The following is a 19507-nucleotide window of genomic DNA, read 5'->3' as shown; positions in this document are numbered from 1 at the left end:
CCGGCTTGCTGGCGAACGGGGTTGATCAGTCACTGCTGCGGTGTCTGGCCCAGCGCATTCGCCAGCAAGCCGGCTCCTGCAGACCTCATGCCGCCGTTAATTCCTGGTGGCTGCTTCCCGGCTGAAGCCGGTCCTACAGACCTCATGCCCGCCGTTAATTTCCGGTGGCTGCTTCCGGCTAAAGCCGGTCCTACCCGTTGTGCGCGGTCCGGCAATCGAGAGTTGGCGTGCTTCCTGCTTCGTCTCCCCGATATCGCCATTGATCATCTTTTTGACGCTTGGCCGCATCACAGGGAAAACGTAATGCACCGTCATCCATCTCCGGGAAACACCATGCCGCTCGATGCCCAACTGACTCTTGTGGTCCTCACCCATGACCGGCCCGCACTCCTTCGCCGGACATTGCAGTACTACAGTTCGTTGTCGGCCCATGTGCTGGTGCTGGATGCTTCGCTGCAGTCAGCCGCAGACATCGCCGCGCTGTTCCCGCAGGTGGATTACCGTCACGTGCCGCAGTTCGCCGAGACCGGGGTCCAGAGCAGGATTGCCCATGGCGTGACCCAAGTGGCCACGCCGTTCATGGCGTTCGTGGGCGACGAAGATTTTCTGATGCATGACGCGCTGGCCCGGTCGGTGGAATTCCTCGCCGTCAACTTGGACTACGGCCTGTGCCACGGCTATTGCCTGATGTACCAGGCCCATGGCGACAAGGTCGAATACTTCCGCCGCGACAAAAAGGGCCAGGAAGACTTCGCCGACGACAACAGCGGCGAGCGCGTCCTGAGCTTCATGGACCACTACATTCCGCCGTTCTACGCAGTTACCCGCACGGCGCTGCTGCAACAGTGGTTTACCGCATTGCCCCAGGGCATCAGCGGCGAACTGCAAGAGTTCGGTCACGCGTATTTCCTGCTCTCGGCCGCCAAGGCACGGACCCTGCCGATCCCCTACGTGGTCCGCGAGCTGAACCACCGGCTCTCCGACCGCCCGACCCACATGCTGAAAAAGCTGAGTGACAGCGATCCGTCAGCAGTCCTCGAACGCCACGAATTCGCCGGTTTTCTGGCAGCCCTGACCAGGGCCGACGGCGACCTGAATGCAGCCGACGGCACCGAGCAGGTCAAAAAGGCCTATGCCACCCTACAGGCCTGTCTCGAAGATCAGCGTTCGCTGGGCCTGACCAGCATCGTGCTGTCGCGCTGGAACGACGTGTTCAAACCTGCGGACCGCCAGTTCGGTCCCCGGCAGTTCGTTGAAATGCCGTTTTACAACCAGGCCTTCTTCGATGTGCTGACCGAGATCGAGTTTCTGATCCACGCGCTACCGGCCGGCAAGCTGCAAATGGAACAGCTCGAAGGCACCTGGGTTCAACACGAAGTGCTGCTGCGCGCCCACGGCAACGACAACTCCGAAACCATCGCCAACCGGATGTGGGAAGCGATGGCGCTGAACATCTTCAACCCGCACATCGTCGAGCCGCTCGCCGGTCTGCTGGCGCGCCAGGGTGACCCCGAAGAAGCCGTGGAAATGTCGCGCTGGTTGCAGCGCCTTAACTCGGTCCATCGGGAAGACCATCGCGTGACCCTGGCCGACATGCCATCGGGCCAGCTGTTGCAGTGGCTCGACGCACGCCAGCCGAGCCCGGTCGACGCACAGGCCATCCTCAGCCGCATCGACAGCCTGGGCGGCGGGCCGCAGTTCGGCATTCTGTTGCTGGACCTCAACGATGACATGCCCAAACTGCAGGTCACCCTGGACAGCCTGGTCGAAGGCCACTGCAAGACTTTCAAGGTCGTGGTGTTCACCAGCGGCGAGCCACCGGCGGCGACCAGCGCGCAAAACACCCTGCATTTCGTCAAGGTCAGCAAGAGCAACTGGGTCGACAAGGTCAATCAGATCGCTCGCCAATCGACCTGCAACTGGCTGATGCTGGCTGAAGTCGGTGATGCGTTCACCGCCGGCGGCCTGTTGCGCGCCTCGCTGGAACTGCAGGCCGCGCCGGACTGCCGCGCGGTGTTCGCCGATGAAGTTCAACGTGAGGCCAGTGGTGCGCTGACTCACATCATGCGCCCGGGCTTCAACCTCGACCTGCTGCTGAGCAACCCGACGCTGATGTCCCGTCACTGGCTGGTCCGCCGCGACGTGCTGGTCGAGGCCGGCGGTTACTCCGCCGACTTCGCCCAGGCCGCTGAATTCGAACTGCTGCTGCGCATCATCGAGCAGGGCGGCATGGGCTGGCTGGCCCATCTGGACGAGCCGCTGCTGGTCACCGACGCGCAACCGCTCGAAGAAAACCCCCAGCAACGTCTGGCCCTGACCCGGCACCTCAACAATCGGGGCTTTAAGGCCCAGATCAGTCCGGCGGCACCCGGCGCCTGGCGCATCGACTACCGTCACATCCAGCGCCCGCTGGTGTCGATCCTCGTGCATGGCGTTGACGACCTGCCGGTGCTGCAGCGTTGCCTGGCGAGTGTCCTGCTTCGCACGCGCTACGCGAATTACGAAGTGCTGATCGCGGACGATCACAGCGTGTCGGCGGAGCTCAGCGAATGGCTGGGCCGCCAGCAGAAAGGTCGCGTGCGCGTCATTTCCATGGATCAACCGTTGCGTCAGTCCGCGCTGATCAACGCGCTGCGCGAGCAGGCCACCGGCGAATACCTGGCGCTGCTCTCGGCCCATGGTGAAGTCATCAGCCCGAACTGGATCGACGCCTTGCTCAATCAGGCGATGCGCCCGGAAGTCGGCGTGGTCGGCGCCAAGTTGATCGAACGCAACGGCACGGTCAGCCAGGCGGGTTTGATTCTCGGCATGAACGGCGGCGTGGGTTCAGCGTTCGTCGGCGAAGCAAAAGACGCCGCCGGTTACATGAGCCGTTTGCTGCTGGACCAGAATTATTCGGCGGTGTCCAACGCCTGCCTGATGGTCCGCTCGGCGCTGTTCGACGACGTCGGCGGTCTGGATCAAGGTCATTTTGCCGACGCCTTTGCCGACGTGGACCTGTGCCTGAAAGTGGCCCAGGCCGGGTACCTGACGGTGTGGACGCCTCACGTGCAGTTCGTGCATTCGGGTGCATTGCCCGACGCGCCACAGACGCTGGCCGCGCTGCAGGACAAGTGGTCCGGAGCGTTTGCCCACGACCTGGCGTACAACAAAAATCTGCAACTGACCGGCAAGGGCTTCACCCTCGCTCAGGCCGACGGTTCCAGTTGGGCCGAGCTGCTCGCTTAAGGCCTCTGGGTCAAAGGACTTCGTCATGTTCAACGGCAAATCAGTGTTCATCTCAGGCGCGACCGGCTCGTTCGGTCGCATGTTCATCCGCTCGCTGCTGGCGCGTTATCAGCCCCGGCGCGTGGTGGTGTTCTCCCGCGATGAACTCAAGCAATACGAAATGCAGCAGGAATTCAACGCCCCGTGCATGCGCTATTTCCTCGGTGACGTGCGCGATGCCGATCGCTTGCAGCAGGGCATGCGCGGCATCGATTACGTGGTCCACGCGGCGGCGCTCAAGCATGTGCCGGCGGCGGAATACAACCCGACCGAGTTCATCCGCACCAACGTCAATGGTGCGGAAAACATCATCTCCGCGGCCATCGCCAACGGGGTGAAGAAGGTCGTTGCGCTGTCGACCGACAAGGCCGCCAGCCCGATCAACCTGTACGGCGCCACCAAGCTGCTGTCGGACAAACTGTTCGTCGCCGCCAACAACATCGGTGGCGAAGAGCAGACGCGGTTTTCCGTGGTGCGCTACGGCAACGTCGCCGGCTCACGCGGCTCTATCGTGCCGTTCTTCAACAAGCTGCTGGCCGGCGGCGCTGCCGAATTGCCGATCACCGATCCGCGCATGACGCGGTTCTGGATCACCCTCGACCACGGCGTGGATTTCGTCATGCAGAGCTTCGAGCGCATGCACGGCGGCGAAGTGTTCGTGCCGAAGATTCCGTCGGTGCGCATCGTCGATCTGGCCCAGGCCATGGCCCCCGACCTGCCGCACAAGATCGTCGGCATTCGTCCCGGCGAGAAACTGCACGAACTGATGGTGCCCCAGGACGACGCGCGCATGACCCTGGAATTCGACGACCACTACACCATCGTGCCGTCGATCCGCTTCAACAACGTCGACACCGATTTTGCCGTCGACGCCACCGGCGCACAGGGCAGGGCGGTTCACGATGAGTTCGAATACCGCTCCGACACCAACCCGGACTTTCTGTCGATCCGCCAGATCGGCGAACTGCACGCTGACGTCCAGCCATGATTCCGTACGGCAGGCAGAGCGTTGATCAGGCTGATATCGATGCCGTCGTCGAGGTGCTCACGTCGGACTGGCTGACCCAGGGCCCGACCCTCGAACGCTTCGAAGCCGCCCTGGCCGAGCGCTGTGAAGCGGGTTTCGCGGTGGCGGTGTGCAACGCCACGGCGGCGCTGCACATTGCCTGTCTCGCGGCCGGACTGGGGCAGAACGATTGGCTGTGGACCAGCCCGAATACCTTTCTGGCCTCGGCCAACTGCGGGCGCTATTGCGGCGCCGATGTGGATTTTGTCGACATCGATCCGCTGACCTGGAACCTCGACACCGATGCCTTGGCGCGAAAACTTGAAGCTGCCGAATCAACCGGCACGCTGCCCAAGGTGCTGGTGGCGGTGGCGTTTTCTGGCCAGAGCTGCGATATGCGCGCCATCGGCGAGCTGGCCCGGCGTTACGGTTTTGTGGTGATCGAAGACGCCTCCCATGCGGTCGGTGCGCACTACGCCGGGCGCCCGGTGGGGTGTGGCGAATTCGCCGACATGACGGTGTTCAGCTTTCACCCGGTGAAGATCGTGACCACCGGCGAAGGCGGCATGGTGCTGACCAATCGGCCCGAGCTGGCCGAACATCTGCGCCGCCTGCGCAGCCATGGCATGACCCGTGACCCGGCGCAGATGGACGAGCCGAGCCACGGTCCCTGGTATTACCAGCAAGTTGAACTGGGCTTCAATTACCGCATGACCGACATGCAGGCCGCGCTCGGGCTTTCGCAGTTGAACAAGCTCGACGGTTTTCTGGCCCGGCGGCGAGAGTTGGTGGCGCGCTATCAGACGCTGCTGGCGGACTTGCCGCTCGTGTTGCCGACGGCTCAGGCCGAGGCCGAGTCGGCGTGGCACCTGTATGTCGTTCGCTTACACACTGACGTGCTGCCGGTGAGCCATCGTCAGGTCTTCGAAGGTTTGCGCGCGGCGGGCATCGGCGTGAACGTGCATTACATTCCGGTTCATCTGCAGCCCTATTACCGCGACCTGGGCTTCAAACCGGGTGATTTTCCCGAGTCCGAAGCCTACTACGCCCAGGCCATCAGCCTGCCGCTGTACCCGGCGATGACCGACGCGCAACAGGATTACGTCGTTGATCAGCTTGGCCGTCTGCTCTGCAAAACGAGCCCGGCGGTCTCTTGATGCGAACGAACCCATGACAGGCCCACGAGCATGAACGCCGTCGCCATCATTCCCGCGCGGGGTGGCAGCCAGCGCATCCCGCGCAAGAACATCAAACTGTTCAACGGCGAGCCGATGATCGCCCATTCCATTCGTGCTGCGTTGGCGAGCGGGGTGTTCGATCAGGTCGTTGTCAGCACCGACGACGAAGAGATCGCCGACGTCGCTCGCAGCTATGGCGCTGACGTGCCGTTCATGCGCCCGGCGGAACTGGCCGATGCCTTCACCGGCACGGCGGCGGTGATCCAGCATGCGCTTGGAGCTTTAGACGCGCTCAATCGGCCTTTTGATTACGCCTGCTGCATTTACGCCACCGCGCCGCTTTTGCAGGCGCGTTATCTGCGTCAGGGGCTGGAAGCGCTCGACGCGGCGCCTGAAAAATCCTATGGGTTTTCAGTGTGCAGCTTCGGCTTCCCGGTACAACGTGCGCTGTTGATCGACAGCGACGGTAGCCTGAGCGCGATGCACCCGGAATTTCGCAGCGTGCGTTCCCAGGATCTGCCCGTCGCGTATCAGGACGCCGGCCAGTTCTACTGGGGCCGCAGCGATGCGTGGAGGCGCGGCGACACAGTGTTTTCCGAACTGAGCCTGCCGGTGATCCTGCCCCGGCATCTGGTGCAGGACATCGACAGCCCGGAAGACTGGCTGCGCGCGGAATACTTGTACGCCGCGCTCAAGGCCGGTGGGGAACTGGAGTGATGCGCGTGCTGATCCGCGCCGACGCCTCGGTCACCATTGGCAGCGGCCACATTGCCCGATGCCTGACGCTGGCCAACACGCTGCGTGCAGATGGCGCGGATGTGCGCTTTGCCTGCCGCGAATTGCCGGGGCATTTGCTGCAGCGGCTGGCGGATCAGGGCTATGTCACCTATGCGCTGCCCGCACGCTATGACGCTGAAGAAGACCAGGACATCGAAGCCGCGTTGCCGTGGCAGGCGGACCTGTCTGCCTTGGCCGAACAGATTGAGGATGAGCCGCCCTTTGACTGGCTGATCGTCGACCATTACGGCCTGGATGCGCGCTGGGAAAAGGCTGCGCGCGGTCTCGCCGTTCGGGTGATGGCGATCGACGATCTGGCCAACCGGCCCCATTCGGTCGAAGTGTTGCTCGACCAGAATTACAGCGCGCAGGCGCTGGATCAGCCCTATGCCGCTTGGGTCGGGCCTGAGTGTCGGACGTTTCTGGGCCCGAGATTTGCCCTTCTGCGCGACGAGTTTCAGTGCGAGCCCATCGTGATCAAACCTCGGGTGGAGCGGGTGCTGGTCAATTTTGGCGGCTTCGATGCGGCCGGGCAGGTCTACGCCACGATGCAGGCGCTTCAGGGCTTCGCTGATCTGCAGGTGGATTTCGTCGCCGGTTTGCATAACCCGAACGGGCAGGCGATGAATGACCTCGTCGCTTCTAGACCTGAGTGGCGTTTGCACGCGCTGACCGGAGATTTCTTCGCGCTCATGCAGGCGGCCGATCTGTTTATCGGCGCCGGCGGCGGCACCACCTGGGAGCGCGCAGCGCTGGGCTTGCCGACGATCTGTATTACGGTGGCGAACAATCAGCAGCTCAATGCGCAGTTGCTGGCCGAGGCCGGTGTGCATCTGTATCTCGGGGCGCATGTGCAGCTTGAACCGGGACGTTTGCGCGAGGCTATCGAGCGGGTTTGCCATGACGCGGTGTTACGCCAGTCTTATGCCGATCAATCCAGGGTGTTGGTGGATGGCCGAGGTGCACGGCGCATCGCTGATGCATTGGCAGCGCGTGCCGATAACGCGGCAACAGGGCAGGGCGCATGAGCCGCTGCCCGTTCATATTTCTTCCGTCCGGCCCGGTGCCGGCCGATGTCAGTGCAGCGAGTGAGCAACGATGAATGCTTTCAAGATCGGTTCGCGAACCATCGGCCCCGACGCGCCGCCGTTCATCATTGCCGAGATGAGCGGCAACCATAATCAGTCGCTGGAGCAGGCGTTGCGCATCGTCGAGGCTGCCGCCAAGGCGGGCGCCCATGCGCTCAAGTTGCAGACCTACACCGCTGACACCATGACCCTGGACATCGCCGAGGGCGAGTTCTTCATCAAAGACCCCAACAGCTTGTGGGCCGGGACCTCGCTGTATGCGCTGTATGAACAGGCGCATACGCCGTGGGAGTGGCACGCGCCGATCTTCGCCCGGGCCAAGGAACTGGGACTGCTGGCGTTTTCCACGCCCTTTGATGAGACCGCCGTGGACTTTCTCGAAAGCCTCGACGTGCCGGCCTACAAGATCGCCAGCTTTGAGAACACCGACATCCCGCTGATCCGCAAAGTGGCGGCCACCGGCAAACCGATGATCATTTCCACCGGCATGGCCAGCATCGCCGAGCTGGACGAAAGCGTCCGTGCGGCGCGGGCCGCAGGATGTAAGGATCTGGTGCTGCTCAAATGCACCAGCACCTATCCGGCGACACCGGCCAACAGCCACGTCCGCACGATTCCGCACCTCGCCGGGTTGTTCGGCTGCCAGGTGGGCTTGTCGGATCACACCATGGGCGTTGGCGTGTCGGTGGCGGCGGTGGCCATGGGCGCGACGGTCATCGAAAAGCACTTCACCCTGGACCGCGCCGATGGCGGGGTCGACGCCAGTTTTTCCCTGGAACCGGGGGAAATGGCCAGCCTGGTCATCGAAACCGAACGCGCCTGGCAAGGCATGGGCCGCGTGCAATACGGCGCTACCGAAGCCGAACAGAAATCGCTGCAATACCGCCGCTCGTTGTACGTGGTGCGGGACATCGCCGAGGGCGAGGCCTTCAGCACAGACAACGTCCGCGCCATTCGCCCCGGTCTCGGCCTTGCCCCCAAACATATCGATGCCGTGCTGGGGCGCAAAGCCCGGCACGCGCTGAAACGCGGCACCGCGTTGAATTGGGATGTGGTGGGTTAGGCAAATACAGGACCGGCCTTAGCCGCGAATTGGCTGTGAACGCGAATGTAGGACTGGCTTCAGCCGGGAAGACGGCATTCGTCACACCGCAAAATTGTCGGCGCACACAAGGGCCTCTTCCCGGCTGAAGCCGGTCCTACTAAAGCACGCGTGCAGCCAGTGAGATTGGCTGTGAACGCGAATGTAGGACCGGCTTTAGCCGGGAATACGGCATACGCTACACCGCGAAATTGACGGCGCATATTAGGGCCTCTTCCCGGCTGAAGCCGGTCCTACTAAAGCACGCGTGCAGTCAGTGAGATTGGCTGTGAACGCAAATGTGGGGCCGGCTTCAGCCGGGAAGACGGCATTCGTCACACCGCGAAATTGTCGGCGCACACAAGGGCCTCTTCCCGGCTGAAGCCGGTCCCACCAAAACAATGCGTGCAGTCAGTGAGATTGGGTGTGAACGCAGATGTGGGACCGGCTTTAGCCGGGAAGGCGGCATTCGTCACACCGCGAAATTGAGAGTGCATATCAGGGCCTCTTCCCGGCTGAAGCCGGTCCTACTAAAGCACGCGTGCAGTCAGTGAGATTGGCTGTGAACGCAGATGTGGGACCGGCTTCAGCCGGGAAGACGGCATTCGTCACACCGCAAAATTGTCGGCGCACACAAGGGCCTCTTCCCGGCTGAAGCCGGTCCTACTAAAGCACGCGTGCAGTCAGTGAGATTGGCTGTGAACGCCAATGTAGGACCGGCTTTAGCCGGGAAGGCGGCATTCGTCACACCGCGAAATTGACGGCGCATATCAGGGCCTCTTCCCGGCTGAAGCCGGTCCCACTAAAGCACGCGTGCAGTCAGTGAGATTGGCTGTGAACGCCAATGTAGGACCGGCTTTAGCCGGGAAGACGGCATTCGTCACACCGCGAAATTGACGGCGCATATCAGGGCCTCTTCCCGGCTGAAGCCGGTCCTACTAAAGCACGCGTGCAGTCAGTGAGATTGGCTGTGAACGCCAATGTAGGACCGGCTTTAGCCGGGAAGGCGGCATTCGTCAAACCGCGAAATTGACGGCGCATATCAGGGCCTCTTCCCGGCTGAAGCCCGTCCCACCAAAGCCGCGCGGGCGCTCAACTACCCGCCACAATCCCGTGACATCTTCATGTCAATTACCTGTCTGAGCAGCGATCTCCTGTTGCGCAGCACCCGTCGGTCAGCTAAAAGCTTGTAAAACTTTTGGTGACCTGTGGGTCATAACGGGCATCTTCACTGTATCGTGTTGGCGGGCCGTGACGTCGTCGGGCTGATTCCAGAGCGATTCTGGTGTCGCCCTGATGTGTACGTCGCCTTTTTTTCAGGCCGCAAGCCCCGGATTTATAACGCCCCGCCTAACCGCGCCGGGTGATGTTCAGCAGTTTTTTATTGGGAAGCCATGATGATTGGCATCAAGAGCATAGCGAGTTATGTGCCCACAGCCGGCGTCGACAATTACGCCCAGGGTGCCAAATTCGGAAAGGATGAAGACTTCATCCTTGGCAAGATCGGTTCTGCTTTTCTGCCGCGCAAAGACGACACCCAGGAAACCTCGGACCTGTGCGTCGAAGCGGTCAACCAGCTGTTCGCCAACAACCCCGGGCTGTCGCGGGACGCCATCGACGCACTGATCGTTGTCACCCAGAACGGCGACGAAGAAGGCCTGCCGCACACGGCCGCCATCGTTCAACACAAACTCGGCCTGCCGACCCACGTCGCCGCGTTCGACATCTCCCTCGGCTGCTCGGGCTACGTCTACGGCATCTATGCGCTGAAAGGCTTCATGGAAGCGACCGGGTTGAAAAACGGCCTGCTGGTCACCGCCGATCCGTATTCCAAGATCGTCAACCCGGAAGACCGCAACACCACCATGCTCTTCGGCGATGCCGCGACGGCGACCTGGATGAGCGACGACGCACCATGGCAGCTGGGTAAATCCAAGTTCGGCACGGATGGCTCGGGCGCAGAGTTCCTCAAGACCACCGACGGCGCGTTCTACATGAACGGGCGTCAGGTGTTCAACTTCGCGCTGGTCAAAGTGCCTGCGCACCTCAACGAATTGCTCGAAGACTCCGGCCTGCAATCCTCCGACGTCGATGCGTTCTGCATCCACCAGGGCAGCGCGGCCATCGTCGATGCGGTCGCCCGTCGGTTCGAAGACGGCAAGTCGCCGGAGAAATTCGTCAAGGACATGCTCGAGACCGGTAACACGGTGTCTTCCAGCATTCCGCTGCTGCTGGAAAAACACGTCATGAACGCCACGTGGAAACGCATCGCGGTCAGCGGTTTCGGCGTGGGCTTGTCGTGGGGCTCGGCGATCCTTTATCGTCCCTGACATCGCGTCACCGGGCTGCCTCCAGCCTGCACAACGGCGACGCTGATTTTTCAGGTCGCCGTTGTGCGTTCTGCACCTCTCACGGAACGCCGTGCCAAACCGACAGGACTGCCGTCATGAGCGAGTTTCTCCAGGGCAACCTCGCCGTGATCGAACAGCGCTGGCCCGACGTGGCGCAGCGGTTGCGCGCCGAAGATGCCGACGCCATTCCCGCGCAGTTGATCGAAGGCCGACAATCGACCCTTATCATTGGCGGCGTTCAGCTCACCAGCCGCCATGATCGCCTCGCCGAAGCGCAAACCCAGGCGCAAAGCCTTTCAGCTAGCAGCCCCGTCGTGCATCTTTACGGTACCGCCCTCGGCGATCTGCAGCGCGTGGTGCTGGCCGGACATTCTCTGCAAACGCTGCACGTCCACATCCTCAATGGCGCGTTGTTCGCCCTGGTGCTGCAACTGCTGGAGCAGGATGACTGGCTGTCCGACCCGAGGGTGAACCTCGCGTATGCCGACGCCCGCAGCGAGATTCAGCTGCCATTCTTCGCGCTGCCCGCCGAACTGGTGCTGGCCGACGACAGCAGCGCGCGGATCCGCGATCGGCTGGTCAGCGAAGTGCACGTCGGCTTCAACAATCAGGCGTTCGCCGCTGACACCCCCGACAACGCGCGCCTGCTGGAACAGGGCAGGGCCCTGCTGCAACAGGACACCGACGTCGCCGCGTTGTTTGCCACGCAGTCTGGGTGCGACGTGTTCGTCATCGCCACGGGGCCGAGTCTGCAACAGCATTTGCCGCGCCTCTTGAGCACGTCAAACAGCGCGAACCGGCCGCTGATCATGTGCGTCGACACGGCCTACGTGCCGCTGCGCAACCAGGGCATCAGGCCGGATGTAGTCGTGAGCATCGACCACCGCATCACCCCGCGGCATCTCCCCGCCGAGGATTCGGCGCACATCGCGCTGGTCTATGTGCCGGGCCAGGACGCCGGAATGCTGCAGGCATGGCAAGGCCCGCGCTACGTCGGCTATTCCACCAGCCCGCTGTATGCCCGGCTGCGTGAGCAGATTCCCAAGGCCACCCTGCACGTGGGCGGCAGCGTCATTCATCCCGCCGTCGACCTCGCCGTCAAAATGGGCGCCGCGCGGATCACCCTGTTCGGCGCCGACTTCGCCTTCCCCGGCGGCAAGACCCACACCGGCTGGCAGGACGGCGATCTGGGGCCTGCGCTGGGCATCGCCAAACACTGGGTCCGCGACGGCCGTGGCAACAAGGTCAAGACGCAGCTCAATTTCCGCAGCTACCTCATCGAACTCGAACGCTTCATAGCCCGCCACCCAGAGGTCACGTTCCTCAACACCAGCCGCGACGGTGCACTCATCACCGGCGCCGACTTCGACCCGGACTGGACCGCGCCATGACTCTGCCTGAACACGTTGTAGAAGAAGCCCGCGAATGCGCGAAGCTGTTTCGCCTGGGCCGCGATATCGAAGGGGCGCTGAAGATGGTCGAACTGATTGATCGGTCGCTGCCTTTGATGGACGGGGTTCCTGCGGAGAGACAGGCCGAATGGGAGAGGGTGTTGAGTGCGATTCTGGCGTGTCAGGAGCGGCAGGACTGGTTGGGGGTGGCGGATTGGCTTGAAGTTGAGTTTCTCGACATCTGACACTTTCCTGTTGTGGGGAAGTTAGAGAAAATTCCTACGTTAGTTTCAGTTTGATCTGAATTGAGCGGCCCCGATGGGTCTTTTTTTTTAGTTTTTTTATATCCAGCCCATTTAAAGGCTTAGCTGTTTTATTACCCTTCATGTGTCGTGATGGCGCAGCTTGCGCGACGTGTGTGTTGTTAAAGTCAATGTGCAGATCGTCGATACCGGGACTGTAGGTTCTCCGGGAGAAATGGACTTCCCCGATGTTAGAGAACCCTCCGTTTCTATCAACGAGGAATTCAAAATGGCTTTAACCGTAAATACCAATATTGCGTCGCTGTCTGTTCAGCGAAACTTGAACAGGTCTTCCGATTCGCTGAGCACCGCCATGACCCGGCTGTCTTCTGGGCTGCGGATCAATACTGCCAAGGACGATGCTGCTGGATTACAGCTTGCCACTCGGTTGACGACCCAAATACGTGGCATGACTGTCGCGACGCGGAATGCGGGGGCGGCTATATCCATTATTCAAACTGCTGAAGGAGCGTTGGATCAGTCTTTGAATAACTTGCAGCGGATGCGCGACCTCGCGGTGCAGGCTGCCAACGGTGATAAAGGGCCGAAAGAAAGGGATGCACTGAACGCCGAGTTCCTGAAACTGACAGCCGAAGTGTCCAGGACTGCCAAAGGCACAACGTTCGGCGCTGAGTTAAATTTGCTGGATGGAAGTGCGGGGGAACTGAGTTTTCAGATTGGTGCGAATGTTGGCGCTACTGAGAAGATCAGCCTTACATTGAGTGACGACTTCTCATCCGAATCAATATTTGTGGCGACCGAAGGTCGGGCGGCTGTGCTTGGAACCACCACTCATTCGGGCTCGCGAGAGATCGTCAAAGGTGATTACACGCCGCTATCAATTGACGGCAGCGGGTCGAGAAACATAGTCAATACCGTTACGCCGCAGATGGCGGCCGACATTGAGACAGCGAAGACTGGGCTCATTGCAGCCGAGGCGACATTTGCAGGCATCCAGACGCCTGCGCAAACCGATGTCGACACCCTTAATCTCGCAAAAAAGGCGGTGACTGACGCTGAGAAAATCCTTGGCGATGCGAAGTCAGCGGATGAGGCTCTCAACAAACCTGCTCGTACCGAGAACATCGAATACACCATCAAGGCCATTGACGCAGCGATCGGCAAGATCAACTCCGCCCGAGCTGATCTGGGCGCCAATCAGAACCGCATGATGAGCGCCATGGAAAACCTTCAGAACATGACGAAGAACGCCACTGCATCCCGAGGCCAGATCGAAGACGTCGACTTCGCTGCAGAAACCGCGGAGATGACTAAACAACAAACCCTCCAGCAAGCCTCCACAGCAGTCCTGGCCCAAGCCAACCAATTACCGGCAGCCGTCCTCAAGCTCCTCCAATAACCCACACGCCTCTATAGATAGGGGCAACCGCAACCGGGCGCGCCGTAGGGGGCGCCCGTCTTTTTGAGAACTGGTTAACAAATCGCTGTGTCAGGTTAAAGCTTGCAGGGGTTGCGCCGAAACGCTGTGTATCCCCGGACAACAAAATGCGGGGGTGGCGCTCTGGTGGCAAATAAATTTGAAAAAGCCCTCAAGCTCCTGACAACCGCGACGATAAACATTACGTAGGTTCTCTAGGCCACACCCGGCGCTTGCCAGGGCCGGATAGCCGCAGCACCCAACCAACGAGGAATTCATCATGGCTTTAGGCGTAAACACCAACGTAGCTTCCCTGGCAGTTCAGAAGAACCTGGCCAAAGCTTCCGATGCACTGTCGACTTCGATGACTCGTTTGTCTTCCGGTCTGAAAATCAACAGCGCTAAAGACGACGCAGCCGGCCTGCAGATCGCAACTCGCGAAACTTCGCAAATCCGCGGCCAGACTGTTGCCATCAAGAACGCCAACGACGGCATCTCGATCGCTCAGACCGCTGAAGGCGCGCTGCAAGAATCGACCAACATCCTGCAACGTATGCGTGAACTGGCTGTTCAGTCCCGAAACGACACGAACGGTACTGCTGATCGTGGTGCTCTGGACTCCGAATACGCTCAAATGTCGGACGAACTGACCCGTATCGCCGGTTCGACCAACCTGAACGGCAAGAACCTGCTGGACGGTTCGGCTAGCACCGTAACCCTGCAAGTCGGTTCCAACACCGGTACTTCGAACCACATCGACCTGGTTCTGACTGGCAGCTTCACTGCTTCGGCACTGGGCGTTGCAAGCGGCGCCACTTCGATCAGCGGCTCGGACAACACCACTGCTCACACCAACGTCGACGCCGCTATCTCGGCAATCGACGCGGCTCTGGCAACGATCAACAGCACTCGTTCGAGCCTGGGTGCTGCACAAAACCGTCTGACCAGCACCATCTCCAACCTGCAAAACGTTAACGAAAACGCCACCGCAGCACTGGGCCGCGTTCAAGACACCGACTTCGCCGCTGAAACCGCTAACCTGACCAAACAACAGACTCTGCAACAAGCTTCCACCTCTGTTCTGGCCCAGGCTAACCAGCTGCCATCCGCTGTTCTGAAACTGCTTCAGTAATAACGGCTAGAGTTTTGGCGGGGGAGTATGCTTGCGTGCTCTCCCGCTTTTTACTTTCAAGAGGTGAGTGGACATGGACATAAGTAACAGGCTGAATGTGTCTTATCCAATGATCCAGTCGTTGCCCGCGGTGCCTGTGGTTGCTGACAAGCCAGCCGTGGCGCCTCAAGTCGTTTCTGCTCCGGCCGCTTCATCGCCGTCAGGCACATCGACACGTAAAGACTCAGATCCGGAAAAGAAAACCGAAGAACTGGAAGCGGCCGTCAAGCAAATGGAAAAGTTCTTTCAGTCGGTTCATCGCAATCTGGAATTCTCCATCGACGACAAGTCGGGCAAAGTGGTAGTGAAAGTGATCGCCACGGAAACCGGTGAAGTGGTGCGGCAATTGCCGTCTGCTGAGGCGTTGAAACTCGCCGACAGTCTGAAGAACGCAAACAGCCTGTTGTTCGAAGCGAAAGTTTAAATGGCATGAAACGTGAACGCAGCACTTTGGTGTGGCGTGCTCGTCAAATTGCCGACTACAACTGAAAGGAGACTCACATGGCTAGTCCAATTACCCCCTCCACCGGCCTCGGCTCGGGCCTGGCAATCGGTGACATCGTCACTGCGCTGGTCAACTCCGACAAGCTGGCCAAGCAAACCCAGATCACCACCCAGACCAAGCTGGTCACCACCAAGATCTCCGGTATCGGTACGCTGCAGAGTGCGATGACCGCATTCCAGACCGCCCTGACCAACCTCGGTAAAACCGACACTCCTGCATTCGCCGGTTATGCGGCCAAAGCGTCCGACGCCACCAAGCTGACCGTAACGTCCGATAACTCGGCCGTGCCCGGCACCTACAGCATCAACGTCAAAAACCTTGCAACTGCCTCGAGTGTCGCCAGTGCTTCCTTTGCCGGCGGGACCACCAGTGCTATTCCGAGTGGCGATTTGACCCTCACTCAAAATGGCATTGACACCAAAATCACCATCCCGACCGGTGCCACGCTGGCGTCGGTCGCCAAGCAGATTAACGCGCAAAGTGCGACGTCGAACATCAGCGCCAACATCATCACCGATGACAATGGCTCACGGCTGGTGTTCAGCTCCACGGTGACGGGCAAGGGCACGGACATCACGGCCTCCAGCACGACGTCCAGCGAATTCAATATCGTCGCTGGCGCCAAGCTTGATCCGGCCAGCAAAACCAGCGCGGGCTATATCAATGCGCAAGCGGTCGACGCCAGTCTGACGGTCAACGGCCTGACCATTACCAGCGCCAGCAACACCATCGACAAGAGCCTCGGCGGTGTGTCCATGACACTGTTGGGGACGGATACGTCCACTGTGACGGTGTCGGGGAACAACGATGGCCTGAAAACCTCGCTGCAAACCTTCGTCGATGCGTACAACGCCGTCGTCAAAGCCGTGGCCAGTGTCACCAAGGCGACCGTAAGCGACACCCCGGACAAAACTACCGGCGCAACCGTGACGGCTGCGGCGTTGACGGGCGATGCGATGCCGCGGTCGATCCTTTCAGCGATCCGCGATCAGTTGGTAACGGCAGGAGCGCCCGGCGGTATTTCCGTGCTCTCTCAGCTGGGCATCACCACCGGTCAGTCCGACGGTACGCTCAGCCTCGATGCCAAAAAGTTTGCCACCGCGATGGATCAGGGGCTCGCGGGCGACGTGCAGCAGCTCTTCAGCGGCACCGACAGCACCAACGGCTTGCTGTCACGCATGAAGGCCGCCATCACGCCTTACACCCAGACCGGCGGTATCTTCGACACGCGCAAAACCAGCCTCAACAAGCAGCAGACCGATTTAACGACCCAACAGGCCGCCCTCGACCTGCGGGTGACGACGATGACCGCCACCCTGACCGCCAAATACAACGCGATGGACTTGTTGGTGGGGCAGTTGAAAGCCTCGGCAACCAGCATCACCTCGTTCTTCGATTCGCTCAACGCCCAGCAAAGTGGCTGACCGTTGGCGCGTTAACCAGGACCCGGCCCCAGTGCCGGGTTTTTGGCATCTGGCCTTAAAGTTTTTTCAGGCCGTGTCGATACCCTCACTATAGAAACTTCGTTGCGCGAGGTAAGACAATGAACCGTATGGCAGCCCTTCGGCAGTATCAGAAGGTCAATTCACATGCCCAGACTGCAGTGGCCACGCCACACCGTCTGGTGCAGATGCTGATGGAAGCCGGCCTGGACCGTATTGCCCAGGCCAAGGGCGCCATCGAGCGTAAAGACATCCCCGCCAAAGGGCTGTTGATCGGCAAGGCGATTGAAATCATCGGCGGCCTGCGTGAAGGTCTGGACATGGAAAAACAGGCTGCAGCCCTGGCCCATGTCGACAACCTGTACGTCTACCTGATGAAGCGTCTGGCGGAAGCGAACATCAAATCCGATCCGAAGATCCTCGACGAAGTCAGCGGCCTGCTGACCACGGTCAAGGAAGGCTGGGACGGGATCAGCGACCAGCAACCCGTGCTCTGAAGGAGAAACCCCATGAGCGTTGCACTCAAGCGAATCGAAGAAACCCGTGAAGCCTTGGTCGATGCCCTCGAGCAGCGTGACTGGGAGGCAATCGGGCAGCTCGATATGGCCTGCCGGGCCTGCGTCGATGAAGTCATCAGCCAGGCGAGCAACGATGAGCCTGAGCTGCGAACCAATCTGGAAGAGCTGCTAGGCGTCTATCGCAAGCTTATTGACGTAGCTGTGGGCGAACGTCAAGCGATCGTCGACGAAATGTCTCAGATCCAGCGAGCGAAAAGCGCGGCAAAGGTTTACCATCTGTTCGGTTGACACTTGGTCCATAGCCAAAATATGTACGCCATAAATTTGACTGTGTACGGTTTTTTGACTTAACTAGTGAAGTTCACTAATTTCGGTGATTGACACGTCTCAACGGACGAAACGAAAGCCAAGCTTGCCCGTGATCGGGCATCGAGTTGACTAGGGAAGTTGCTATTGCATGTGGCGTGAAATCAAAATCCTGCTGATCGATGACGATAGCCAGCGCCGCCGTGACATGGCGGTGATCCTGAATTTTCTGGGTGATGAGAACCTGTCTTGCTCCAGCACAGACTGGCAGCAAGTCGTGGGTTCGTTGACATCCACTCGAGAAGTGCTTTGCGTGCTGGTCGGCAGCGTGAACGCCCCGGGCAGCCTTCAAGGCCTGCTCAAAACCGTGGCCGCGTGGGACGAGTTTCTCCCGGTCCTGCTGATGGGCGAGAACTCCTCGGCCGAACTGGCGGACGATCTGCGCCGCCGGGTCCTCTCCACCGTCGAGATGCCGCCCAGCTACAGCAAACTGCTGGACTCCCTGCACCGTGCCCAGGTCTACCGCGAGATGTACGACCAGGCCCGTGAACGTGGGCGTCAGCGTGAACCCAATCTTTTCCGCAGCCTCGTCGGCACCAGCCGTGCGATTCAGCACGTGCGCCAGATGATGCAGCAGGTCGCCGACACCGACGCCAGCGTGCTGATCCTCGGTGAATCCGGGACCGGCAAGGAAGTCGTCGCACGTAACCTGCATTACCATTCCAAGCGCCGCGATGCGCCGTTCGTGCCGGTCAACTGCGGCGCGATTCCGGCCGAGCTGCTCGAAAGCGAATTGTTTGGCCACGAGAAGGGCGCTTTCACCGGCGCCATCACCAGCCGAGCAGGGCGCTTCGAACTGGCCAACGGCGGCACGCTGTTTCTTGATGAAATCGGCGACATGCCGCTGCCGATGCAGGTCAAGCTGCTGCGCGTCCTGCAGGAACGCACCTTCGAGCGCGTGGGCAGCAACAAGACCCAGAGCGTCGACGTGCGCATCATTGCCGCAACGCATAAAAATCTCGAAGACATGATTGTGATCGGCAGTTTCCGCGAGGATCTCTACTACCGTCTCAATGTGTTCCCGATCGAAATGGCGCCGCTGCGTGAGCGTGTGGAAGACATTCCGCTGCTGATGAACGAGCTGATTTCGCGCATGGAACACGAGAAGCGCGGTTCGATCCGCTTCAACTCCGCCGCCATCATGTCCCTGTGCCGTCACGGCTGGCCGGGCAACGTTCGTGAACTCGCCAACCTCGTCGAGCGCATGGCGATCATGCACCCGTACGGTGTCATCGGCGTCTCCGAGCTGCCGAAGAAATTCCGCTACGTCGACGACGAAGACGAGCAACTGGTCGACAGCCTGCGCAGCGATCTCGAAGAGCGCGTTGCCATCAACGGCCATGCGCCGAACTTCGCCAACAGCGCTTTGCTGCCGCCTGAAGGTCTGGACTTGAAGGACTACCTTGGCGGGCTGGAGCAAGGGTTGATTCAGCAGGCGCTGGACGATGCGAACGGGATCGTGGCACGCGCCGCAGAACGTCTGCGCATCCGCCGCACCACGCTGGTAGAGAAAATGCGCAAGTACGGCATGAGCCGTCGCGAAGGCGACGAACAGGTCGAAGACTGACTGTCGATTGACGCGTCAAAAATAAACCGCTGATTCTTCAGCGGTTTTTTTTCGGCACGAGGATTGCTATGTCTCTTGGAACATACCGTTTACTGACGGTTCGCTACCCGAGAGATCAA

16 protein-coding genes are annotated in these 19507 nt (G+C 60.4%); all 16 read left to right on the top strand.

Translation table 11 applies throughout. The features are described 5' to 3' along the window. Nucleotides 1-333 precede the first annotated feature (333 nt). The 16 genes from L4G42_RS09475 to L4G42_RS09400 all read left to right on the top strand — a co-directional run bounded on the left by L4G42_RS09475 (nucleotide 334) and on the right by L4G42_RS09400 (nucleotide 19388). Nucleotides 334-3228, top strand: coding sequence for a glycosyltransferase family 2 protein (locus L4G42_RS09475; protein ID WP_237251469.1), 2895 nt, complete (start codon nucleotides 334-336; stop codon nucleotides 3226-3228). Nucleotides 3229-3253: 25 nt separating this feature from the next. Continuing rightward, complete coding sequence (gene pseB / locus L4G42_RS09470) at nucleotides 3254-4255, top strand: UDP-N-acetylglucosamine 4,6-dehydratase (inverting) (protein ID WP_237251468.1); 1002 nt, start codon at nucleotides 3254-3256, stop codon at nucleotides 4253-4255. Next, nucleotides 4252-5430, top strand: a complete 1179-nt coding sequence (gene pseC, locus L4G42_RS09465; protein ID WP_237251467.1) for a UDP-4-amino-4,6-dideoxy-N-acetyl-beta-L-altrosamine transaminase — start codon at nucleotides 4252-4254, stop codon at nucleotides 5428-5430. Before pseB ends, pseC begins: the two co-directional genes overlap by 4 nt. A gap of 30 nt (nucleotides 5431-5460) precedes the next feature. Further along, nucleotides 5461-6168: a pseudaminic acid cytidylyltransferase gene (gene pseF, locus L4G42_RS09460; protein ID WP_237251466.1), complete on the top strand. Its 708-nt coding sequence runs from the start codon at nucleotides 5461-5463 to the stop codon at nucleotides 6166-6168. Continuing rightward, the gene (gene pseG, locus L4G42_RS09455) at nucleotides 6168-7256 is read left to right on the top strand and encodes a UDP-2,4-diacetamido-2,4,6-trideoxy-beta-L-altropyranose hydrolase (protein ID WP_237251465.1); all 1089 of its coding nucleotides are present in this window, start codon (nucleotides 6168-6170) and stop codon (nucleotides 7254-7256) included. The genes pseF and pseG overlap by 1 nt, the downstream gene beginning before the upstream one ends. A gap of 70 nt (nucleotides 7257-7326) precedes the next feature. Beyond that, nucleotides 7327-8379 carry a pseudaminic acid synthase gene (pseI, locus tag L4G42_RS09450; RefSeq protein WP_237251464.1) on the top strand — a complete coding sequence of 351 codons (1053 nt, stop codon included), beginning with the start codon at nucleotides 7327-7329 and terminating at the stop codon, nucleotides 8377-8379. Between the two features lie 1415 nt (nucleotides 8380-9794). Then, entirely contained in the window at nucleotides 9795-10727 is a 933-nt protein-coding gene (locus tag L4G42_RS09445; protein ID WP_237251494.1) for a ketoacyl-ACP synthase III, read from the top strand. 116 nt (nucleotides 10728-10843) lie between these two features. Then, the gene (locus tag L4G42_RS09440) at nucleotides 10844-12139 is read left to right on the top strand and encodes a motility associated factor glycosyltransferase family protein (RefSeq protein ID WP_237251463.1); all 1296 of its coding nucleotides are present in this window, start codon (nucleotides 10844-10846) and stop codon (nucleotides 12137-12139) included. Further along, a complete protein-coding gene (locus L4G42_RS09435) occupies nucleotides 12136-12384 on the top strand; it encodes a hypothetical protein (protein ID WP_237259707.1) in 249 nt (82 codons plus the stop codon). The genes L4G42_RS09440 and L4G42_RS09435 overlap by 4 nt, the downstream gene beginning before the upstream one ends. Before the next feature lie 169 nt (nucleotides 12385-12553). Beyond that, a complete protein-coding gene (locus tag L4G42_RS09430) occupies nucleotides 12554-13801 on the top strand; it encodes a flagellin N-terminal helical domain-containing protein (RefSeq protein ID WP_237251493.1) in 1248 nt (415 codons plus the stop codon). Between the two features lie 298 nt (nucleotides 13802-14099). After that, a complete protein-coding gene (locus tag L4G42_RS09425) occupies nucleotides 14100-14951 on the top strand; it encodes a flagellin domain-containing protein (protein ID WP_237251461.1) in 852 nt (283 codons plus the stop codon). Between the two features lie 73 nt (nucleotides 14952-15024). Further along, the gene (locus tag L4G42_RS09420) at nucleotides 15025-15414 is read left to right on the top strand and encodes a flagellar protein FlaG (RefSeq protein ID WP_237251492.1); all 390 of its coding nucleotides are present in this window, start codon (nucleotides 15025-15027) and stop codon (nucleotides 15412-15414) included. Nucleotides 15415-15491: 77 nt separating this feature from the next. After that, the gene (gene fliD / locus L4G42_RS09415; RefSeq protein WP_237251460.1) at nucleotides 15492-16919 is read left to right on the top strand and encodes a flagellar filament capping protein FliD; all 1428 of its coding nucleotides are present in this window, start codon (nucleotides 15492-15494) and stop codon (nucleotides 16917-16919) included. 119 nt (nucleotides 16920-17038) lie between these two features. Continuing rightward, a complete protein-coding gene (gene fliS / locus L4G42_RS09410) occupies nucleotides 17039-17434 on the top strand; it encodes a flagellar export chaperone FliS (protein ID WP_237251459.1) in 396 nt (131 codons plus the stop codon). 12 nt (nucleotides 17435-17446) lie between these two features. Continuing rightward, a complete protein-coding gene (fliT, locus tag L4G42_RS09405) occupies nucleotides 17447-17743 on the top strand; it encodes a flagellar protein FliT (protein WP_065987286.1) in 297 nt (98 codons plus the stop codon). A 169-nt stretch (nucleotides 17744-17912) separates the two neighbouring features. Continuing rightward, the gene (locus L4G42_RS09400) at nucleotides 17913-19388 is read left to right on the top strand and encodes a sigma-54 dependent transcriptional regulator (RefSeq protein WP_133775901.1); all 1476 of its coding nucleotides are present in this window, start codon (nucleotides 17913-17915) and stop codon (nucleotides 19386-19388) included. The last annotated feature ends 119 nt before the right edge of the window (nucleotides 19389-19507 follow it).

Source organism: Pseudomonas petrae, from assembly GCF_021728295.1.
GTDB classification, from domain to species: domain Bacteria; phylum Pseudomonadota; class Gammaproteobacteria; order Pseudomonadales; family Pseudomonadaceae; genus Aquipseudomonas; species Aquipseudomonas petrae.
Note: the sequence above shows the minus strand (reverse complement) of the source record. Positions and strands in the feature narration are given on the sequence as shown.

What these genes read in the sequence shown, in the direction of transcription:
- L4G42_RS09475 (WP_237251469.1), top strand. Translation starts at nt 334, where the DNA reads ATGCCGCTCGATGCCCAACTGACTCTTGTGGTCCTCACCCATGACCGG.
- pseB (WP_237251468.1), top strand. Translation starts at nt 3,254, where the DNA reads ATGTTCAACGGCAAATCAGTGTTCATCTCAGGCGCGACCGGCTCGTTC.
- pseC (WP_237251467.1), top strand. Translation starts at nt 4,252, where the DNA reads ATGATTCCGTACGGCAGGCAGAGCGTTGATCAGGCTGATATCGATGCC.
- pseF (WP_237251466.1), top strand. Translation starts at nt 5,461, where the DNA reads ATGAACGCCGTCGCCATCATTCCCGCGCGGGGTGGCAGCCAGCGCATC.
- pseG (WP_237251465.1), top strand. Translation starts at nt 6,168, where the DNA reads ATGCGCGTGCTGATCCGCGCCGACGCCTCGGTCACCATTGGCAGCGGC.
- pseI (WP_237251464.1), top strand. Translation starts at nt 7,327, where the DNA reads ATGAATGCTTTCAAGATCGGTTCGCGAACCATCGGCCCCGACGCGCCG.
- L4G42_RS09445 (WP_237251494.1), top strand. Translation starts at nt 9,795, where the DNA reads ATGATTGGCATCAAGAGCATAGCGAGTTATGTGCCCACAGCCGGCGTC.
- L4G42_RS09440 (WP_237251463.1), top strand. Translation starts at nt 10,844, where the DNA reads ATGAGCGAGTTTCTCCAGGGCAACCTCGCCGTGATCGAACAGCGCTGG.
- L4G42_RS09435 (WP_237259707.1), top strand. Translation starts at nt 12,136, where the DNA reads ATGACTCTGCCTGAACACGTTGTAGAAGAAGCCCGCGAATGCGCGAAG.
- L4G42_RS09425 (WP_237251461.1), top strand. Translation starts at nt 14,100, where the DNA reads ATGGCTTTAGGCGTAAACACCAACGTAGCTTCCCTGGCAGTTCAGAAG.
- L4G42_RS09420 (WP_237251492.1), top strand. Translation starts at nt 15,025, where the DNA reads ATGGACATAAGTAACAGGCTGAATGTGTCTTATCCAATGATCCAGTCG.
- fliD (WP_237251460.1), top strand. Translation starts at nt 15,492, where the DNA reads ATGGCTAGTCCAATTACCCCCTCCACCGGCCTCGGCTCGGGCCTGGCA.
- fliS (WP_237251459.1), top strand. Translation starts at nt 17,039, where the DNA reads ATGAACCGTATGGCAGCCCTTCGGCAGTATCAGAAGGTCAATTCACAT.
- fliT (WP_065987286.1), top strand. Translation starts at nt 17,447, where the DNA reads ATGAGCGTTGCACTCAAGCGAATCGAAGAAACCCGTGAAGCCTTGGTC.
- L4G42_RS09400 (WP_133775901.1), top strand. Translation starts at nt 17,913, where the DNA reads ATGTGGCGTGAAATCAAAATCCTGCTGATCGATGACGATAGCCAGCGC.